The organism is SAR86 cluster bacterium (assembly GCA_029268615.1).
Classification (GTDB): Bacteria; Pseudomonadota; Gammaproteobacteria; order Magnimaribacterales; family Magnimaribacteraceae; genus JAQWNM01.
Genome location: JAQWNM010000013.1, coordinates 115,233 through 132,746 on the forward strand (window position 1 = coordinate 115,233; position 17,514 = coordinate 132,746).

The 17,514-nt window shown below is 34.4% G+C and carries 16 protein-coding genes; 8 read left to right on the forward strand and 8 right to left on the reverse strand.

Annotated elements, in window-relative coordinates:
• Positions 1 to 4 precede the first annotated feature (4 nt).
• The 3 genes from P8J93_07240 to P8J93_07250 are packed head-to-tail and all read left to right on the forward strand — an operon-like array spanning position 5 to position 3,998.
• Complete coding sequence (locus P8J93_07240) at positions 5 to 2,038, forward strand: M3 family metallopeptidase (protein ID MDG2061592.1); 2,034 nt, start codon at positions 5 to 7, stop codon at positions 2,036 to 2,038.
• Positions 2,035 to 2,910, forward strand: coding sequence for a DUF3445 domain-containing protein (locus tag P8J93_07245; protein MDG2061593.1), 876 nt, complete (start codon positions 2,035 to 2,037; stop codon positions 2,908 to 2,910). The genes P8J93_07240 and P8J93_07245 overlap by 4 nt, the downstream gene beginning before the upstream one ends.
• 59 nt (positions 2,911 to 2,969) lie before the next feature.
• Positions 2,970 to 3,998 (forward strand): glutathione S-transferase C-terminal domain-containing protein, encoded by a 1,029-nt coding sequence (locus P8J93_07250; GenBank protein ID MDG2061594.1) that lies wholly within the window; start codon positions 2,970 to 2,972, stop codon positions 3,996 to 3,998.
• A gap of 110 nt (positions 3,999 to 4,108) precedes the next feature.
• Here the strand turns inward: P8J93_07250 and P8J93_07255 are convergent, their stop codons facing one another.
• The 3 genes from P8J93_07255 to P8J93_07265 are packed head-to-tail and all read right to left on the reverse strand — an operon-like array spanning position 4,109 to position 8,053.
• Entirely contained in the window at positions 4,109 to 5,062 is a 954-nt protein-coding gene (locus P8J93_07255) for a HupE/UreJ family protein (protein ID MDG2061595.1), read from the reverse strand.
• A gap of 6 nt (positions 5,063 to 5,068) precedes the next feature.
• The gene (locus P8J93_07260) at positions 5,069 to 5,860 is read right to left on the reverse strand and encodes a peptidylprolyl isomerase (GenBank protein MDG2061596.1); all 792 of its coding nucleotides are present in this window, start codon (positions 5,858 to 5,860) and stop codon (positions 5,069 to 5,071) included.
• A gap of 36 nt (positions 5,861 to 5,896) precedes the next feature.
• A complete protein-coding gene (locus P8J93_07265; GenBank protein MDG2061597.1) occupies positions 5,897 to 8,053 on the reverse strand; it encodes a DUF3604 domain-containing protein in 2,157 nt (718 codons plus the stop codon).
• Positions 8,054 to 8,180: 127 nt separating this feature from the next.
• On the opposite strand from P8J93_07265, the gene P8J93_07270 reads away from it, so the two are divergent.
• From P8J93_07270 to P8J93_07285, 4 genes are all read left to right on the forward strand, one after another.
• Positions 8,181 to 8,366, forward strand: a complete 186-nt coding sequence (locus tag P8J93_07270) for a hypothetical protein (protein ID MDG2061598.1) — start codon at positions 8,181 to 8,183, stop codon at positions 8,364 to 8,366.
• A gap of 81 nt (positions 8,367 to 8,447) precedes the next feature.
• Positions 8,448 to 9,635: an acyl-CoA dehydrogenase family protein gene (locus P8J93_07275; protein MDG2061599.1), complete on the forward strand. Its 1,188-nt coding sequence runs from the start codon at positions 8,448 to 8,450 to the stop codon at positions 9,633 to 9,635.
• Position 9,636: 1 nt separating this feature from the next.
• Complete coding sequence (locus tag P8J93_07280; protein MDG2061600.1) at positions 9,637 to 10,749, forward strand: acyl-CoA/acyl-ACP dehydrogenase; 1,113 nt, start codon at positions 9,637 to 9,639, stop codon at positions 10,747 to 10,749.
• 45 nt (positions 10,750 to 10,794) lie between these two features.
• Positions 10,795 to 11,937 (forward strand): acyl-CoA dehydrogenase family protein, encoded by a 1,143-nt coding sequence (locus P8J93_07285; protein ID MDG2061601.1) that lies wholly within the window; start codon positions 10,795 to 10,797, stop codon positions 11,935 to 11,937.
• Positions 11,938 to 11,942: 5 nt separating this feature from the next.
• Here P8J93_07285 and P8J93_07290 read toward each other — a convergent pair whose 3' ends face one another.
• Positions 11,943 to 12,977 carry an amidohydrolase family protein gene (locus P8J93_07290; GenBank protein ID MDG2061602.1) on the reverse strand — a complete coding sequence of 345 codons (1,035 nt, stop codon included), beginning with the start codon at positions 12,975 to 12,977 and terminating at the stop codon, positions 11,943 to 11,945.
• Between the two features lie 75 nt (positions 12,978 to 13,052).
• On the opposite strand from P8J93_07290, the gene P8J93_07295 reads away from it, so the two are divergent.
• A complete protein-coding gene (locus tag P8J93_07295) occupies positions 13,053 to 14,390 on the forward strand; it encodes an MFS transporter (protein ID MDG2061603.1) in 1,338 nt (445 codons plus the stop codon).
• A 3-nt stretch (positions 14,391 to 14,393) separates the two neighbouring features.
• On the opposite strand, the gene P8J93_07300 is transcribed toward P8J93_07295, so the two are convergent.
• From P8J93_07300 to P8J93_07315, 4 genes are read right to left on the reverse strand one after another with little or no spacing between them, the layout of a single operon-like run.
• Positions 14,394 to 14,771, reverse strand: a complete 378-nt coding sequence (locus tag P8J93_07300; protein ID MDG2061604.1) for a VOC family protein — start codon at positions 14,769 to 14,771, stop codon at positions 14,394 to 14,396.
• Between the two features lie 11 nt (positions 14,772 to 14,782).
• Positions 14,783 to 15,169 (reverse strand): DUF4345 domain-containing protein, encoded by a 387-nt coding sequence (locus P8J93_07305; protein MDG2061605.1) that lies wholly within the window; start codon positions 15,167 to 15,169, stop codon positions 14,783 to 14,785.
• Positions 15,166 to 15,312: a DUF2256 domain-containing protein gene (locus P8J93_07310; protein MDG2061606.1), complete on the reverse strand. Its 147-nt coding sequence runs from the start codon at positions 15,310 to 15,312 to the stop codon at positions 15,166 to 15,168. The genes P8J93_07305 and P8J93_07310 overlap by 4 nt, the downstream gene beginning before the upstream one ends.
• A 15-nt stretch (positions 15,313 to 15,327) precedes the next feature.
• Entirely contained in the window at positions 15,328 to 17,493 is a 2,166-nt protein-coding gene (locus tag P8J93_07315) for a malate synthase G (protein ID MDG2061607.1), read from the reverse strand.
• Between the last annotated feature and the right edge of the window lie 21 nt (positions 17,494 to 17,514).

Here is a 17,514-nt window from a genome sequence, read left to right on the forward strand (position 1 = left end):
AAATATGAATCCTTTTTTAAAAGAATACTCTACCCCTTATAAAATTCCTCCCTTCCAAGATATAAAGTCAAAACATTATATGCCAGCGTTTCTTGCAGGAATGAAAGAGCATCTAATTGAAATAGATGGAATAGTAAAAGATACAAATGAACCAACTTTTGAAAATACAATTGTAGAACTTGAAAGGACAGGTAAGACCTTAGACAAAGTATCAAATGTTTTTTTTAATCTATTAAGTTCTAATACAAATGATGAAATGGATGATATTGCTAAAGAAATAAGCCCATTACTTTCAGCTCACGGGGATAAGATTTCTTTAAATAAAAATCTATTTAAAAAAGTAAAAAGTGTTTATCAAAAAAAATCTACTTTAAATCTAAATACAGAGCAACAAAGATTAGTGGACGAAACGTATAAAAAATTTATTAGATCAGGAGTGCAGTTAAATACTGACTCCATGGATAAACTGACAGAAATAAATCAGCAATTATCCTCTTTGTCTCTCCAATTTGATCAAAACCTACTTAAAGAGACCAACGAAGGTTATAACTTAGTTATTGAAGATGAAAGCATGCTAGAGGGGCTGCCAAAAGATGTAATTAATCAGGCCCAAAAATTAGCTGAAAGTAGTGGCTCTAAAGGTAAATGGATTTTTAAACCCACCAGGGTCAGTATGTATCCTTTCTTAACCTACTCAACTAAAAGAGATTTAAGAGAAAAGCTGTATAAATCATATATTAAAAGAGGGGATAATGATAATGGAAAAGATAATAAGAATTTAGCAATACAGATGGCTGACCTTAGAACCCAAAAAGCAAATTTATTAGGTTATAAAACCCATGCAGATTTTATTCTTGAAAATACCATGGCGAAAAATACTCAGCAAGTTAAAAATCTTTTAGATCAAGTTTGGGTACCTGGCCTAGAAAGAGCTAAGAGTGAAGCTAAGGAAATGCAAAATCTTATTCAAGAAGAAGGTAAGAATTTTAAATTGGCTGCATGGGATTGGTGGCATTATTCAGAAAAAATACGCCAACTCAAGTATGACTTTTCAGAGGAGGAGATAAAGCCCTATTTTAGCGAAAACAAAGTGCTACAAGGAGCTTTTGATGTTGCTACTAAATTATTTGAAATTAATTTTACGGAAAGATTTGATTTGCCTAAATACAGAGAAAATATAAGAACATTTGAAGTTAAGAACTTATCTGGTGAGGTCATAGGTATTTTTTACACAGATTATACGGTAAGATCAAACAAAGGTGGCGGAGCTTGGATGAACACCTTTAGAAGTCAAAGTAAATTTGACGGAAAGCAGATACCCTTGGTTATGAATACTTGTAACTTCCCTCCTCCTAATGAAGATGGAGTAAGCTTGCTGTCCTTTGAGCAAGTAACAACTTTGTTTCATGAATTTGGTCATGCACTTCACGGTTTACTTTCAGATGCTACATATCCAAGCCTATCAGGCACTAGAGTTACCCGTGATTATGTAGAATTTCCCTCTCAAATGATGGAAAATTGGGCCGGAGAGCCAGAAGTTATTGCTTCTTTTGCAAAACATTATCAAACTGATGAGCCCATTCCTGAAGAACTACTTAAAAAAATTACTAAAGCATCAAAATTTAATCAGGGCTTTTCAACGACTGAGTATGTTGCAGCTGCATATCTTGATATGGCATGGCATACTCAAGATCAAAAAATAGAAGATGCAAATATTTTTGAAAAAAACACTCTAGACTCCCTCGGTCTTATCCCTGAGATAAATAGTAGATATCGAAGTACTTACTTTGCCCATATTTTTGCAGGTGGATACTCTATGGGATATTACAGTTATCTTTGGACAGAAGTATTAGAAGCTGATGCATTTCAACCCTTTCGTGAAAAGGGAATATTTGATAAGGAAACGGCCAATAAATTAAAAAAATATGTTTATTCTGCAGGTAATACTGATGACTTAATGACTCAATATAAACGTTATAGAGGAGCTGAACCTAAAATTGAACCCCTACTGAAAAAGAGAGGGTTAGATGAGTTTTGAAAAAAAAACCTATTCATATTCCTTATAAGAATGGAAAAGGAGGCATTAAGATAGGACTTGAAACTATAGCTAGTTCTAAATGGCTAGAAATAGACAGCTTTTTTGCCAAGGAGATAAACAATAAAAAATCACTTTTTATTGACAACCATACTCAAGTTTACCAAGACACTCCGGAGTCAATAGATTCTCAAAAAGAAGTACTAAAATTAATAACTCAAAATCTATCTACCTACCATCCTGATCATTATCAAAAAGCAAAAAAAAATATATTTTTCCAGGAGAACTTAACACCACTGGAATCCGCTGCACTCTTAGTACAAGAAGATCTATTAATTATGAGTCGTCAAGACAAAGAATATTTTCTAAGTGCCGCCTCTTTATGTTCACCTTCTAATTGGTCGCTGACAGAAAAATTTAATAAGTCCTTAATGGATGTACATGATGATGTGCCAACTTACTCAAATCTTATAGGTGATAAGGTAAACCATATTTTTATTAACTTGCCAAATCAGAAAATCTTTCAAAGATTTAATTGGTCAATATATGAGAGTCCTGATCTTTATCAACCTGCCATAAACAAAAGATCCATTAAAAGAGCAAAAGATATTAACAACTATAATGCGGGGGAAAAATTATTTATTAGAGTAGAAAGGCAAACCATTAGGAGGTTAGCCATAACTAAATCTATCTTATTTACCGTAAAAGTGCATATAACCCCTCTAGAAGATATAAAAAATGATATAAATTTATTAAAAGACCTCAATAAAGGCATAAATAATTTAGGGCAATCTTTAAAAAAATATAAATCAATAGATCAAATTGAAGAACCGCTAACAGGTTGGTTGAAAGAAGCTATAAGGCATCTCTCTTAGATATTCATTGTTCATAAAAGAATAAATAATTATTATATAGAGTAGTAATTTTTAAAATAATGACAAAAAAATATAAGCTCTTTGGAGGAGAAATATCTCCATATTCAGTAAAAATCCGTTCTTACTTTAGATATAAAGAAATACCTTATTCATGGATAATCAGAGGTCCCTCTAATGAAAAAGTATTTCAAAAATACTCTAAATTACCAATAATACCTTTAGTTATTTCTCCGAATAAAGAAGGCATTCAAGATTCAACAGTAATTATGGATAAATTAGAACAATTACACACAAATAAATCCATAGTTCCAGATGATCCTAGTATAGCTTTTATATCTTTTCTATTAGAAGAATATGCTGATGAATGGGGAAATAAGCATATGTTTCAGTACAGATGGAAAGCTGAAATAGATCAAAACTCTGCGAGCGCTAGAATTGCAGAGATGAACTTACCTTCTTATATAAAATATATACCAATCATAAACACAATCATAAAGTATAGAATTTCTAATTTAATTAAGAACAGGATGAGTAAAAGACTTTGGGTAATTGGTTCGAATAAATCCACAGAAAATCAGATTTCGGAGTCATTCATGAATCTATTGTCTCTAATGCAAAAACATCTTAAAGATAGACCTTTTATATTCGGAAAAAAACCAAGTTATGCTGATTTTGGTTTATGGGGACAAATTTATAATGCTTGGACTGACCCAACTCCTAGAACCATAATTGAACATAAATATTCCGGTTTATTACCATGGATTCAGAGAATGTTAAACCCTAAAGAGGAAGGTCCGTATGAATCATGGGACTTACTTTCACCAACTCTAATGCCAATCCTTAAAGAGGAAATTGCTAATACCTTTTTACCATGGACAGAAGCAATTACTGCAGGCATAAGATCAAATAAAAAAGAAATTTCTATAAAATTAAATGGAACGAAATTTATGCATAGTTTAGGAGGACCTCAAAAATATCATGTAAAATCTCTAGCCGCGCTTAAGCATAGATACATGATTCTAGAAGATAAAACATCACTAGATAAAATCCTGGTCGATGCCGGAATAAAAGAATTCTTTGATTTATAAATATTAAAACTAGGATTAAAGAACTATTCTTTAGAAACTTTTACTAAAAAAAAGCTTTATAAATTTTACTGAATATTAACTCTAAGTGGAAAGAAGAGATCTAAATAGAATCAATTTAAAATACTTAAGATTCTTTCTATCAGCCAAAAGGAACCTACTCCACCTATGAAATAAGATGAAAATTTATGTACAAATTCTTCTATATTTAAATATTTAAAGGCAATGATACTAATTCCAAAGACAGCTAGAATCAATAATTGACCAACCTCTATTCCTAAATTAAAGAATAGAAGTGAAAATGCTAAATTCTCATTTGCTATTCCAATCTCTGTTAAGGCACCTGCAAAACCAAAGCCATGTAATAGTCCAAAACCAAATGCAAAAAACCAAGGAGTTGTCTTAAATAAGGTCTTTTCATCAATCTCTAGGGCCAAATAAATTAAAGTCAAAGCTATCAAGGATTCAGTCACTAATTGGGGAAGACTAAAAATACCAAGAACTGATACTGCTAAAGTAATGCTATGAGCAACTGTAAATGCAGTAATTGTTTTTATAAGTGTGCCCAAACCTAGAATTATAAAAAGTAAACCAAAGATAAAAAGAATATGATCAAAGCCGCTTAATAAATGCTCTATTCCTAGACGGAAATAACTTGTAGGATAAATACTTATTTCTGAGGGAATAATGATACTTGAGTCATTCACAGTAACTAAACCTTGAAACGAGCTTTTATCTAAATAATTAATAGCAACTAAAGCATCTGTGGTTCTAGATAAACCTTTTATAGATATTGACTGTCCTTGCATTGAACTATCACAATCCAAAACCATCTCATTTACTAGATATTTCCCATTAAGTTTTGGAAGACCATCATTGAACTTTTTACAATTTGAAAATGTTACCTCAGGTTCAATATTATTATTTTTTAAAGGATACATCCATGTGGCTTTGTACTTGCCAACTGACAATTCCTCGACAATTAATCGAGCTGGATTCATTTCATGAGAAAGTATATTTAAGCTGATTGCAGAAAGAAATAAATAGAGGATTAATCTAGATATCATAAATATCTATCCTGACTGAATTTCTACAGAATATTCTTTACGTAAGCCTTTTAAGAAATGTTCCATCTCGATAGATTTTAGTTTAAATTGAAGATCTTCTCTTACCCTAGCCTCTACTTCGTTAAGATTAGGAAATTTAGCTGGAACGCTATCCCTTATATTGACTATATGACTTCCATAGATTGAACTAATAGGCCCTACCCAAAGATTTGTCTCTAACTTCTTCAATGAATTTAAAAAAGCTTGACCGAAAGATCTTTCTATTTCTATGGGTGTCTTCATAACAAAATTTTTACCTAATAAAAATGGATCTCCATTTATATTTTTTGAGTTTTTAGATAGGTTCATTAATGCTTTTTCTGCCCTCTTTAAACCATCCTTATCTTGGTTAAAATAAATGTGAGTGAAACTAAACTTCCTCGGAATTAAATATTTATCTCTATTTTGAATGAAAAATTTTTCTAGCTCTTCCTTTGAAGGTTCTCTGACCTGAAACTCTTGTTGTAGAAAACTTATTTTTTGCGCTAGCCTCCTTTTAATAATTATATCCCCCTTATCTAAGCCCAGTTTAATAGCTTCTCTGTATAAAATTTCTTCATCAACTAACTGCTTGATAATACCTTCTACTTCCTCTTCATTTGGAGGTCTTCCTACCTGAGATGCCCAAGATTCTTTTAAAGAACTTAATTCTTCTTCTTGCACTAAAATTAAATTATTGACTATTGAAGGGCCATAAATTGAATTTAAGAGATATATTAGAACTCCAAGACTAATAAAAATACTTAACTTCTTAGTCATCTTAAATATAAAGTTTTAAAATTTATATTTGGGATCCTAATTAATCTGCATATAGTCAGTTTCTTTTTGAGATTCAGGTGTATACCAAATAGGCGAGGACCAAGCTCTTTCCTGGATTGTGCTTGGTAAGTCAGGTCTAGGGATATTTCCAGTATTAATGGCATCCCAAGTAGACCACCTACAAGTTGGATTCTCTAAGACTCTTACATAGTAAAAAGATTTAAGATTAGAATTAAAATCTGGATCTACCCATATAGTCTTAAGCTCTGATGATCCTACTCCGTTGGTTATGGAACAATTAATTATATCCACTCTTGCACCATTATCAGGGCATCTATTACTTATAGGATCTACAGACAAACCATCTGAACAGGCTACATCATAAATCTTTTCATTGGGCCGTCCTGTGATTTCATCTACCCAACCTTTAATAACCTGAACTCTCTGCAAAGGAGCGCCATCACTATCACGCATAGCCCAAATCAGGAATTGTGGAGATTTATCTGAAGTTGAAATTATTTCTCCTCCCATAGGTACGCCATTTAAATATGCTTTTTTTACCATGTCTGGTTGAGATAACACAGAATCATTTAAACCTTCAGTTGCAAAAAACCTTAATTTAATTCTTGTACCTGAAGTTGCGTAAGTTTCTTTTCTTCTAAAGGCGCTAAAAATAGATTCACGGGTATTTTCCTCAGCCCAGACAACTGCCAAACCAGAAGCGCTCCACTGTTTGAAAGTGCCATCATTATAATAATTATCACCAATCTTTTTTACAGTAATTAGTCGAGCATTAACGCTTACATCATCTGCATCTAATGCTAGACTTTGTCCATCTCCTAAGGCTGCATTTACAGCTTGATCAGCTTCATCCTGAAGACCTAATGCGTCTATTGCAAATTGTTCTAAAGGGGCTGAACCCCTTAAACTAGGGGTTCCATCTAGAATACCTACTTTTGAAAAGAAGTTTGATTCGTCATCGGAAATTGCCCCTGTATGAGTATCACTTGCACCCACCAAGCCAAATTTATAAGGATTTCCTCTTTTCTCTTCCTGTAATCCAAGCCCATCTAGGTATGCTGACCTAACATAACCGCCATAGGGTTTACTGTATTGTGCACTTCCAACTCGCATATCCATTATTTCAAAATCTGCCCATTCATCATTTGGAGATAACAAAGGGTGAGTATCCGAAGTTCCCTTAACTTGAGTTACTTCAACTAAAGGCTCATTTCTCATTCTGAGTTGAGCATAACTTTTACCCATGGGAAATCCATCCCAAGTTTCAGATTCAAACATCTGGCCATTTGAACCATTTGAATTATGAGGAATTGCTATTGTATCAACTCCTTGTTCCCTTAAATTATCCATCCACTCCCAAAGATCTTCCGGGTTTAAAGATTTTAATCGAGTAAAGGGTTCAGCTGTTATTTTATCTCCGCTATAAATTACATTACGATGCAGATTTCCCTGCTCAAATGGTCCTGAGCCATTAGGATTTAGTAAGCTCCTATTCTCAGCAGAAAAAGTTGATGATGAAGTATATTCATATGCTATAAAAGAAGTGAAATTTCCTGGATCATTATGCCTCTGAGCACTCTCTATTACATCCTTCCAAGCCGATCTATGTATATCAACATCATAAATAGAAATTGCTCGAGCCTGGTCGCCCGTGAATAAAGCCTTTAGTGCACCCCAAAAACTTATACCTGTAGCTAGATTTCTTATGTAATAACCAAATAACGCCCCTCTATCTGCTATAGAATCTACTGTGCGATTCTCTTCTCTATTTAAGTCATGAAAAGGTTTAGTAGCATCTCCATAAGAAGGATCAGACCAACCTTCTACATTTCCTAATAAGAAACCATGATCAGTCACAGCATAAAAATCTAAAGGTTTTCTTAATTGAAGGTCGTAACCAAGTGGATGCTTTATAGATTCACCTTTAGCATATCTGTATGCATCATCAGGAGTAGCTGTTGTTCCAAAAATAAAAGCGTCAAAAGAATGCTTTGTATGGACGTGAAGATCTCCAAAATAAACATTACGCTCTTCGTTATAATCTGCAGATTTAGTAAATTTCTGTTCCTGAGTGTCTTCCGAAGAATAGTCAATAATATTATCTCCTGAGTTACAACCAGATAGAATCACTAGAAAAAGAAGACTTAAAAAAAGCTTAAAAGTATAGTTCATTTAATTTATTCTCCATAAATTAATGTTAATAGTTTATGAAGCTTACTTTAACTTAAAAAAATTATGTTTTACAGACTGATAAATAAATTATTGATTTAAATAATAAACTACTGTATAAATATACAGTATGAACGATGTACTAAAAAATAATAAACCTTCTGGTATGCCAATGGCATGGAGATTAGAATTAGAACTTAAAAATACAACTCAAAGCGGGGAGTGGATAGATAGACTGATTACTTCTATTTACTTAGCTATTACAGGTTCTATTGTCTCCATATTTATTGCTCTATCTCTAGGGTTAAGCATTTAAGTAAAATTCTTTAATCATACTGAAAAGTCTTTTTTTTTGGTAATATAACGACGTTTATATTACCCAGATAAGGACAAAAGCATGGATTTAGAATACGGGCCGGAATACGACGATTTCAGAAATGAAGTTACATCTTTTATCAAAGATAATGAAAATGTAAAAATTGTAGGGCCGGTAAGAAGCGAAAGTAGAGTTGCTTGGCAACAAAAATTAATTGATAACGGCTATTTTGCCAGATCCATACCTAAAGAATATGGAGGGTATGGAGGTGATATGGATATCATCAAGCTCAGAATTATTGCAGAAGAGTTTGCTAAATCACCCATCCCAAAACCTATGGGCGGCCAAGGAATTCAAATGCTAGTTCCAACTATATTGGAACTTGGGACAGAAGAACAAAAACAAGCCTATGTTCGCCCTACCCTAAGGGGAGACATGATTTGGTGCCAAGGCTATTCAGAGCCAAATTCTGGAAGTGATTTAGCCAGCCTCCAGACTAAAGGAGAGCTTGATGGTTCTGAATGGGTTATAAACGGGCAAAAAATATGGACTAGCACGGCTCATCTTTCACAAATGTGTTTTATTCTTGTTAGAACTGAACCTGATGCACCTAAACATCAGGGCATTAGTTACCTTCTGATGCCAATGGACACTCCTGGCATAGACAGAAGGCCAATTAAGCAGATGACTGGTGACTCTGACTTTAATGAATTGTTCCTCACAGATGTGCGCATCCCTGCAGCTAATATAATTGGTAAAAGAGGAGAAGGTTGGAAAGTTGCAAATGCAACTCTAGGACATGAAAGAGGTTCTTTGGCAGATCCTAACGCCACAATGAACAGATTCAATTCTTTAGTCAATTTAATGAAAGGTGAAACAGTTGACGGAGAAAGAATAATAGATAAACCAGTCTTTAGAGACAGACTTTTAAAAATTCAAGGTAGGATTGTTGCTCAACAATCTAATTCATTAAGGATATTGTCCAGTCAAATTAATAAAGGCCAGGATACAAGTATGGCTAGATTCATAACAAAACTTCAAGGTACTGAGCTTAGACATGATCTAGAAGGTCTAGCTATTGATGCAATGGGAGAAATTGGCACACTTTATGAAGATAGCCCCCATCTTAGAGATAAGGGAGCTTGGCAAATGTCATATATGTATTTCCTTGGTTTAATCATAGGCGGAGGAACAAGTCAGATTCAGAAGAATATTATAAGTGAACGTGGCTTAGGAATGCCTAAAGAACCAAAAGTGCAAGGAGCATAGTATGTATTTTGGATTATCAGAAGAACAAAAAAGCTTAGAAGAAAGCATTACAAAATACTTAGAAGCTAGCGCCCCTCTGGAAACAATCAAAGCTATAGTAGATGGGGACGCGGAAAAGGCAAAAACTATTCATCAAGGATTGGTGGACTTAGGCATTAGCGGATTAATGGTACCTGAACTATATGGTGGGCTCGAGTTAGACACTCTCTTTGCAGCCGTTGTTTCTGGGGCTCTAGGAGCTGGGACGGCACCTAGTCCTTTCATAGGTGCGTATGTTATGGCTCCACTTGCATTATCCTTAGCAGGAAAAGATGATCAAAAAGATAATTGGTTGCCTAAAATTGCTGGAGGAGATGCTGTTATTGGCATAGGATTATCAGAGTATGTAGGTGCAAGAGAAGATGCAGGTGTTAATTTCTCTGAAGGTAAGATTTCAGGAAGATCACTTTTTGTTATAGACGGAAAAAATGCAGATGCATACATACTGGCTAATAAATCTGGTCAGCTTTTTTTAGTTGACGCAAATACAAAAGGTATCGAAGTTACTAACCTTACAACAGTTGATAAAACCAGAGATTCTATTGAGCTTATTCTAAAAGATGTAAATGCTGAATTATTACCTGGTTCTGAAAAGGATCTTAGTACTACAAATAAAATGGTTGATACAGGTAGACTAATGCTTTCTGCTGATACGGTTGGAGCTTCTCAGATAATGCTTGATAAATCTGTAGCTTACTCTTTAGAAAGGAAACAATTTGGTAGAGCTATTGGATCTTTCCAAGCGGTGAAACATATGTGCGCTGAAATGACTGCAGAGTTAGAGCCTTGTCATTCTATGGTTTGGCATGCAGCACATTGTCAAGACAACATCGAAGAAGAAGCAAGAGAAATGGCTTGTCATCTAAAAGCCCATGTAGCAGAAGTAGGACAACAAGTATCTAAAACTTCTATTGAAGTCCATGGAGGTATGGGATTTACTGATGAAATGGGATTGCATTATTGGTTTAAGCGCATTGGGTTAAATAGACAGCTTTTAGGATCTCCTGAACTAGTAAGAGAAGAAGTTGCAAAGCTCCAAGGATTCGATCAAATACTGATAAAAAAAGATAACTAAAAAGTATGCGTCTGATCACGAACTTCCAAAACTGTTGAACTAAAAATGAAAAACCCATTCTATAACGAAGAACGAAAGTCTTTCCAAGAGATGGTTGCCAGATTTATGGAAACTGAAATTTGGCCAAACGTTGATAAATGGGACGAACAAGGATCTTATCCACACGAAATAAATGAAAAGGTTTGTGCACTTGGTGTTTTTGGTTTTGGTATTGAAGAACAGTATGGTGGACTTGGCTTTGATGACCAGTTTATGCGTAAAGCTTCATCTTTTGAAATGGGACGCTCAAGTGCTGGAGGCTTGTTTGCCAGCATAGGTTCTAGAAGCATAATGCTCAAGCCTCTTGTGGAGTTGGCCAATGAAGAAATTAAGTCTCGATCTCTGCCTGAACTTTTATCAGGAAGGAAAGGTGGAGCCCTAGGGATAACAGAACCTGGAGGAGGGTCAGACGTAGCAAGAATAAAAACAACAGCCCGAAAAGAAGGGGGAGAATGGATTCTGAATGGTCAAAAAATGTTTATTACGGGCGGAATACAGGCTTCATTTTTTGTCGTTGGAGCTAGAACTGGAGGAGAAGGACTAGGTGGAATATCTCTTTTCTTCGTAGATGCGGGAACTCCTGGTTTTAAAAGAACTCCTATTGATAAGAAAATGGGTTGGTGGACATCTGACACCGCAGTTTTATATTTTGATGAGTGCAAAATTCCTGAATCAAATCTGATGGGTGAAAAAAACAAAGGTTTTTATGCCATTATGGATAACTTTAATTACGAGCGTTATATGATGGGAGCTCAAATGCTAGGCATGTCTCAACGTTGTTTTGAAGAATGCGTAAGTTACGCTAAAGAAAGAAATACATTTGGTAAAGCTTTAATTGAACATCAGGTTATTAGACATAAGCTTGCTGATATGTCTGCAAAGATAGATGCCATGGATGCATACCTTAATCAAGTAGCTCAACTAATAAATGATGGCGAAAAACCAGTAGCTGAAATAAGTAAGATAAAATTCTTTTGTTCAGAGTGTTTAGAATCGATTGCAAGTGAAGCCATGCAAATCTTAGGAGGTGCAGGATACTTGAGAGGAAATCCTATTGAACGCATATATAGGGAGGTTAAGGTTATGGCTATAGGAGGAGGATCTAAAGAAATTATGCGTGACTTGACTGTAAAGCAAATGGGACTGTAAATAAGTTATAAAGAATAAACTTTTTTTGCAGTCTCAAAGAATAAGTCACGTACCTCGAGATCAGAGAATATCTGAGTCATCTTTTTAAAACTATTCCAGAGAACTAAATAAGACATAGATTGTTTATCAACTGGAAAATTACTTTCAAACATGCATCTATCAGGGCCAAATTCATTTATTGCGTGCAAATAATAGGGGCTATGCAATTTAACCACTTCATCTGAAGAAATAGGTATATCTCTTTTATGCCAGTCCCAACCATTAATAGGCATAGCCAAGCCGCCTAACTTCATGAAAACATTCCTACATAATGATAATTCAGAAATATCATCTTTCCATTTATGAAAGATTACTTCTTTCTTATTTGAATAAGGACCTATTCCTAAAGGGCCCCCAAAATGATCATGGATAATTATTAAATCAGGAAAATTATTTGCCAGAATTATTAATTCTTGTATCTGGTTATGATAATGCCATGCATCAAAAGTTAAATTTAGGGATGATAATTCTTCAATCCCTTTTTGAAATTTATCATTTAAATAAATATGCTCTATAGGATTGGTATGAGAATTTCTTATTTTATCACTTTTATCCCAACCAGCTGCATGACGAATTCCTTTAAATAAACCCTTCCCTTTTTCTTGATGTGCTTCTAAAACTTCTTTGACTGAACTTCCTAACATCATATCAGCATAACTAACAATACCGCATATCTGGGATTTATTTTGATCCAGACATGCATCTTTAGCTACCGAAACTACAAATTCTGTTTCGCCTACAGGCATCATCTCTGCTGGTCCATCTTTATAGTAACCTTGTCCGCATTCTACAAAAACTGTTTTGACAATTCGATGGCCTGCTTGAGTATCATCCCAAAGATCTTCTAACAAGTATCTATTATATAGATCTTCTGACTTAGCCTCTGTATTAGATGGCCATAAATGATGGTGCGGATCTATAATAGAGATTTCAGGAAGAAATACCTCTTCTTCTGCTAAACCCAACCATTTACTTAGGTGCTTATTGTGTTTACTAGGCATAATAAACGATATTCTAATTCATTATTTAATGATTTAAATTGTTTTTCAAGGTAACCTGTAAAAGGAGTGATAACATTGAAGTTAAAAAAATCTATACTTTTCTACTACTCATTGATGGAGTTTCCTATAAATATAGCTCTCTTTCCGGTAGTTGTATTCATACCCAAGTATTACACTGGGGACCTAGGATTATCATTAGTTATTGTCGCTAATATTATTTTAGGTGTAAGAATATTTGATGTCTTTACAGACCCCCTCTGCGGATTTTTAAATGATAAAACGGTGACCAGGTGGGGTAGAAGAAAACCTTGGATTGCCCTTGCTACGCCCTTGATGATGCTGAGTATTTATATGCTTTTCTTGCCACCAGATGATGCAGGTGCATTGCACTTATTTACTTGGATGATGCTCCTATCATTAGCAACAACAATGATAATTATTCCCTATTATGCATGGGGTTCAGAACTCTCTCCTGATTATAATGAAAGAACAAAAATAACTGGCTGGAGAGCAATGGCAGGTGCTTTAGGTAGCTTAAGTGCTCAACTAATACCTTCTTTTGCTCTGTTTATCTGGGGTATAGGAGGAAGTGGAAATGTACTAAACCTTGTAGGAACAGCTATGGTAATTTTAATGCCTATCTGTGCGATACTCACAATAAGTTTTGTACCTGAAAGTAAGAGCTATGTCAGATCATCTATTTCTCCTATTAAAGGAATGAAATTAATGGCAGAAAATAAACCTTTTCAAAGATTGATTATTGCTTTCATGATAGGAGGAATTGCTGCATCTATTACTACACCTTTATATCTTTTTTTTATAACCTATGTATTAGATGCCGAAGATATGGCAATTTATATGCTGACGGTATTTTATTTAAGTAGCATTGCAGCTGTTCCTTTCTGGGTCTGGCTATCCACTCACATAGGAAAGCATCGATCATATGTATTTGGACTCTCACTAATTGCATTAGCACACCCTTTTTATTTACTATTAGGTGAAGGTGACTTTTGGTGGATGCTTCCTATAACTGTTATTACAGGTTTTTCAGCTGGTTCCTTTTACTCTTTACCAAACTCAATGAAAGCTGATGTCATTGATTTAGATACACTCAAGAGCGGTGAAAATAGATCAGCAATTTTCTTTTCTACCTGGTCTTTTACTTTAAAAATGACTGGCTCTTTGGGTACTTGGATTGCCCTTACCTCATTAGCCTGGGTAGGATTTGATGCTAGCCCTAATGGATACAATGATCCAGATCAGCTCTTTGGATTAAGATTATTATTTTCAACAATACCTTCAGTGTTCTATTTTATAGCTATGGCAATAATCTGGAATTATCCAATAACCGAAGCTAAACATATAGAAATGAGAGAAGAATTGGAAACAAGAAATCTTTCAAGATCTAACTAATGTTTAGTCTAAATGGTAAAATACTAATTTATTGCCGTCTAAGTCTCTAAAATAGGCTCCATAAAAGCCTCCACCTCTTGGACCTGGAGGCCCCTCATCTACACCTCCTAATGACAAAGCTAGAACATATAGTTCATCAACTTTATCTGCTGAACTAACAGGTAATCCTATCATGGTACCGTTCCCTACTGTCGCAGAAGAACCATCGTAAGGATTTGTGACAGCGAATAAGTACGTTTTATTCAACGCCCAGCAATTCATTTGATCATTAGAGAAGAATTGCTCTGCACCCAATTTCTTCATTATAGGATCATAGAACTCTATAGCTTTCGATTTATCATTAGTTCCTAATGTTGCATAACCTATAAGTGAATCTGTCATATTTATATACTTTATTTAATTAAAGATCTTAATCTCCAAAACGCTAATAAGAATCCAATTAATTCTACAGATACTATAATTACAATTAACTTACTTGGATAACCATCCATAAAAAAACTAACGACTCTTCCAAAAGCATAACTACCGCAAACTAAGATGAGAATAGAATAGGTAATCTTGAGTAATTTTTGATTATAAATAGAGAAAAAAGATAAAATACCAAGAGCAATAAAAAAAGAATAATTAGCTCTTATCTCACTATATGAAACTAACTCATTAAGAGTAAAAGAAACAAGACTTGCTGCATATACAGGATTTAACAAGCCCATTAAACCGAAACCTAAGTACTGAAAACCAAAAAAAAGTAAAACCAGGTTATCCATTAATGATTTATTCATATTCTTTCTTTATTATTAGATTTCTTACATCTTAAACTACAAAATTTTATACTTTCCCAATCTCTCTTCCATTTCTTTCGCCAACTAAAACTTTTGAGACAATTTTGACAAGTTTTAGTAGGCAAAAGAAGTTTATTATGAATATTAATTCCTCTAAGTTAGGATTTAAATTTTAATCTACTTGAATGAAGAATCGGTTCAGTATATCCACTTGGTTGATTTCTTCCTTCCAAGGCTAAATCGCATGCAGCTAAAAATGCTATACCATTATAACCAGGTGCCATATTTGTATAAGAAGAATCTCCAGAATTTTGCTCATCAACAACTAACGCCATTCTTTTCATACTCTCAATGACTTGGTCTTTAGTACATAAATCATGATACAACCAATTCGCTATATGCTGACTAGAGATTCTGCATGTCGCTCTATCTTCCATTAAGCCAATATTATTAATATCTGGAACTTTAGAACAGCCAACTCCGCTATCAATCCATCTAACTGCATAACCTAATATTCCTTGCGAGTTATTATCAAGCTCCAATTGGATCTGCTCGCCTGTCAAAGAGTTTTTATTTTCAATAATGGGGATAGTTAATATATCATCTAGCTTTGCTTTTTCTCTCTTAGCCAACTTATCTTGTTGGCTACTAACTGATATTTTATGGTAGTGCAAAGCGTGTAAAGTTGCAGCTGTTGGAGATGGAACCCAAGCACAATTTGCTCCGGCCATTGGATGCATAGTTTTCGTTTCATACATAGCAAGCATTTCATCTGGCATAGCCCACATCCCCTTACCTATTTGAGCTTTATTCTTAAAGCCAGATTGTAAGCCAGTATCTACATTCCAGTCTTCATAAGCTAAAATCCAAGGCTGCTGCTTCATTAAAGCCTTAGGTATCATAGGCCCTGCCTCCATACTAGTGTGAATTTCATCTCCTGTCCTATCTAAGAAACCAGTATTGATAAAAATTACCCTTTCTTTTGCTACTCTTATACATTCCTTAAGATTTACAGTAGTCCTTCTCTCTTCATCCATAATACCAATTTTTACAGTTAATGGTTTTAGACCCAAAGACTCTTCTATGGCACTAAAAAGTTCGCATGTAAATTGAACTTCTTCTGGACCATGCATTTTTGGTTTTACTATATAAACACTTCCTGTTTTTGAATTGATAAAACCACTATCTCCCTTGAGATCATGCATAGCAATACATATTGTAAACATAGCATCTAGTATTCCTTCTGGCACTTCTTGATTATTTTTATCTAGAATTGCCGGATTTGTCATCAGGTGTCCAACATTTCTAACTAGCATCAGACTTCTCCCTGGCAAAGAAAATTCCTTACCAGAGCCGTCAAAATAAAGTCTATCTTTGTTTAGGCTTCTTGTTAGTTCTGAATTATCTTTCGTAAAAGTCTCTTTCAAATTACCTTTCATCAGCCCTAGCCAATTTCTATAAACTACTACTTTGTCTTCAGCATCAACAGCTGCTACTGAATCTTCACAGTCTTGTATTGTTGTAACAGCTGATTCAACAAGAATATCTTTTATGTGAGCTATGTCATCCTTACCTATCGAGTCTTCTTGATCAATTTGAATCTCTATATGTAGATTATTATTTTTTAATAATATACCCTCTGGATTTTCTGCTGCACCCTTAAATCCTATAAACTGATTACCGTCAACTAAAGAGACTTTTGATTGGTCGAGTAAAGAAATTTCAAGAGCTCCTTGATTCAGGCTAAAAGAGGTGACATCTTGGTAAGATCCACTTTTTAAAGGAAAAGAAGAATCTAAAAAATTCTTAGAGAATTCAATGACTTTATCACCTCTTTTTTTATTATAAGCTCCTCCTCTTTGAGATCCATCCTCTTCTGATATAACATCCGTTCCATACAATGCATCATATAAACTTCCCCACCTAGCATTTGCTGCATTCAAAGAGAATCTTGCATTCATTACTGGGACTACTAATTGCGGTCCTGCAATTCCTTTAATTTCTTGATCAACATTAGATGTAGTTATTTCAAAATCATCCCCCTCCTCTACAAGGTAATTAATCTCTTTTAAAAAGTCTTTATATTCACCAAGTTTAAAGGGATCATCCCTTCTTTTGATATGCCACTGATCTATCTGAGACTGAAGCTCTTCTCTTTTATTTAAAAGAATCTTATTTTGATCTGAAAATCTATTTAATATGGATTCAAACGAAGACCAAAAAGAACCTGGGTCAATGTCTATACCTGGTGTAATTTCCTCTCTTAATAATGTATCTAATTCTTTAGCTACTTGTAATTCACCACATTGAATTCTTTCGGTCATCTTTTCTCCCAAATTAAAAAT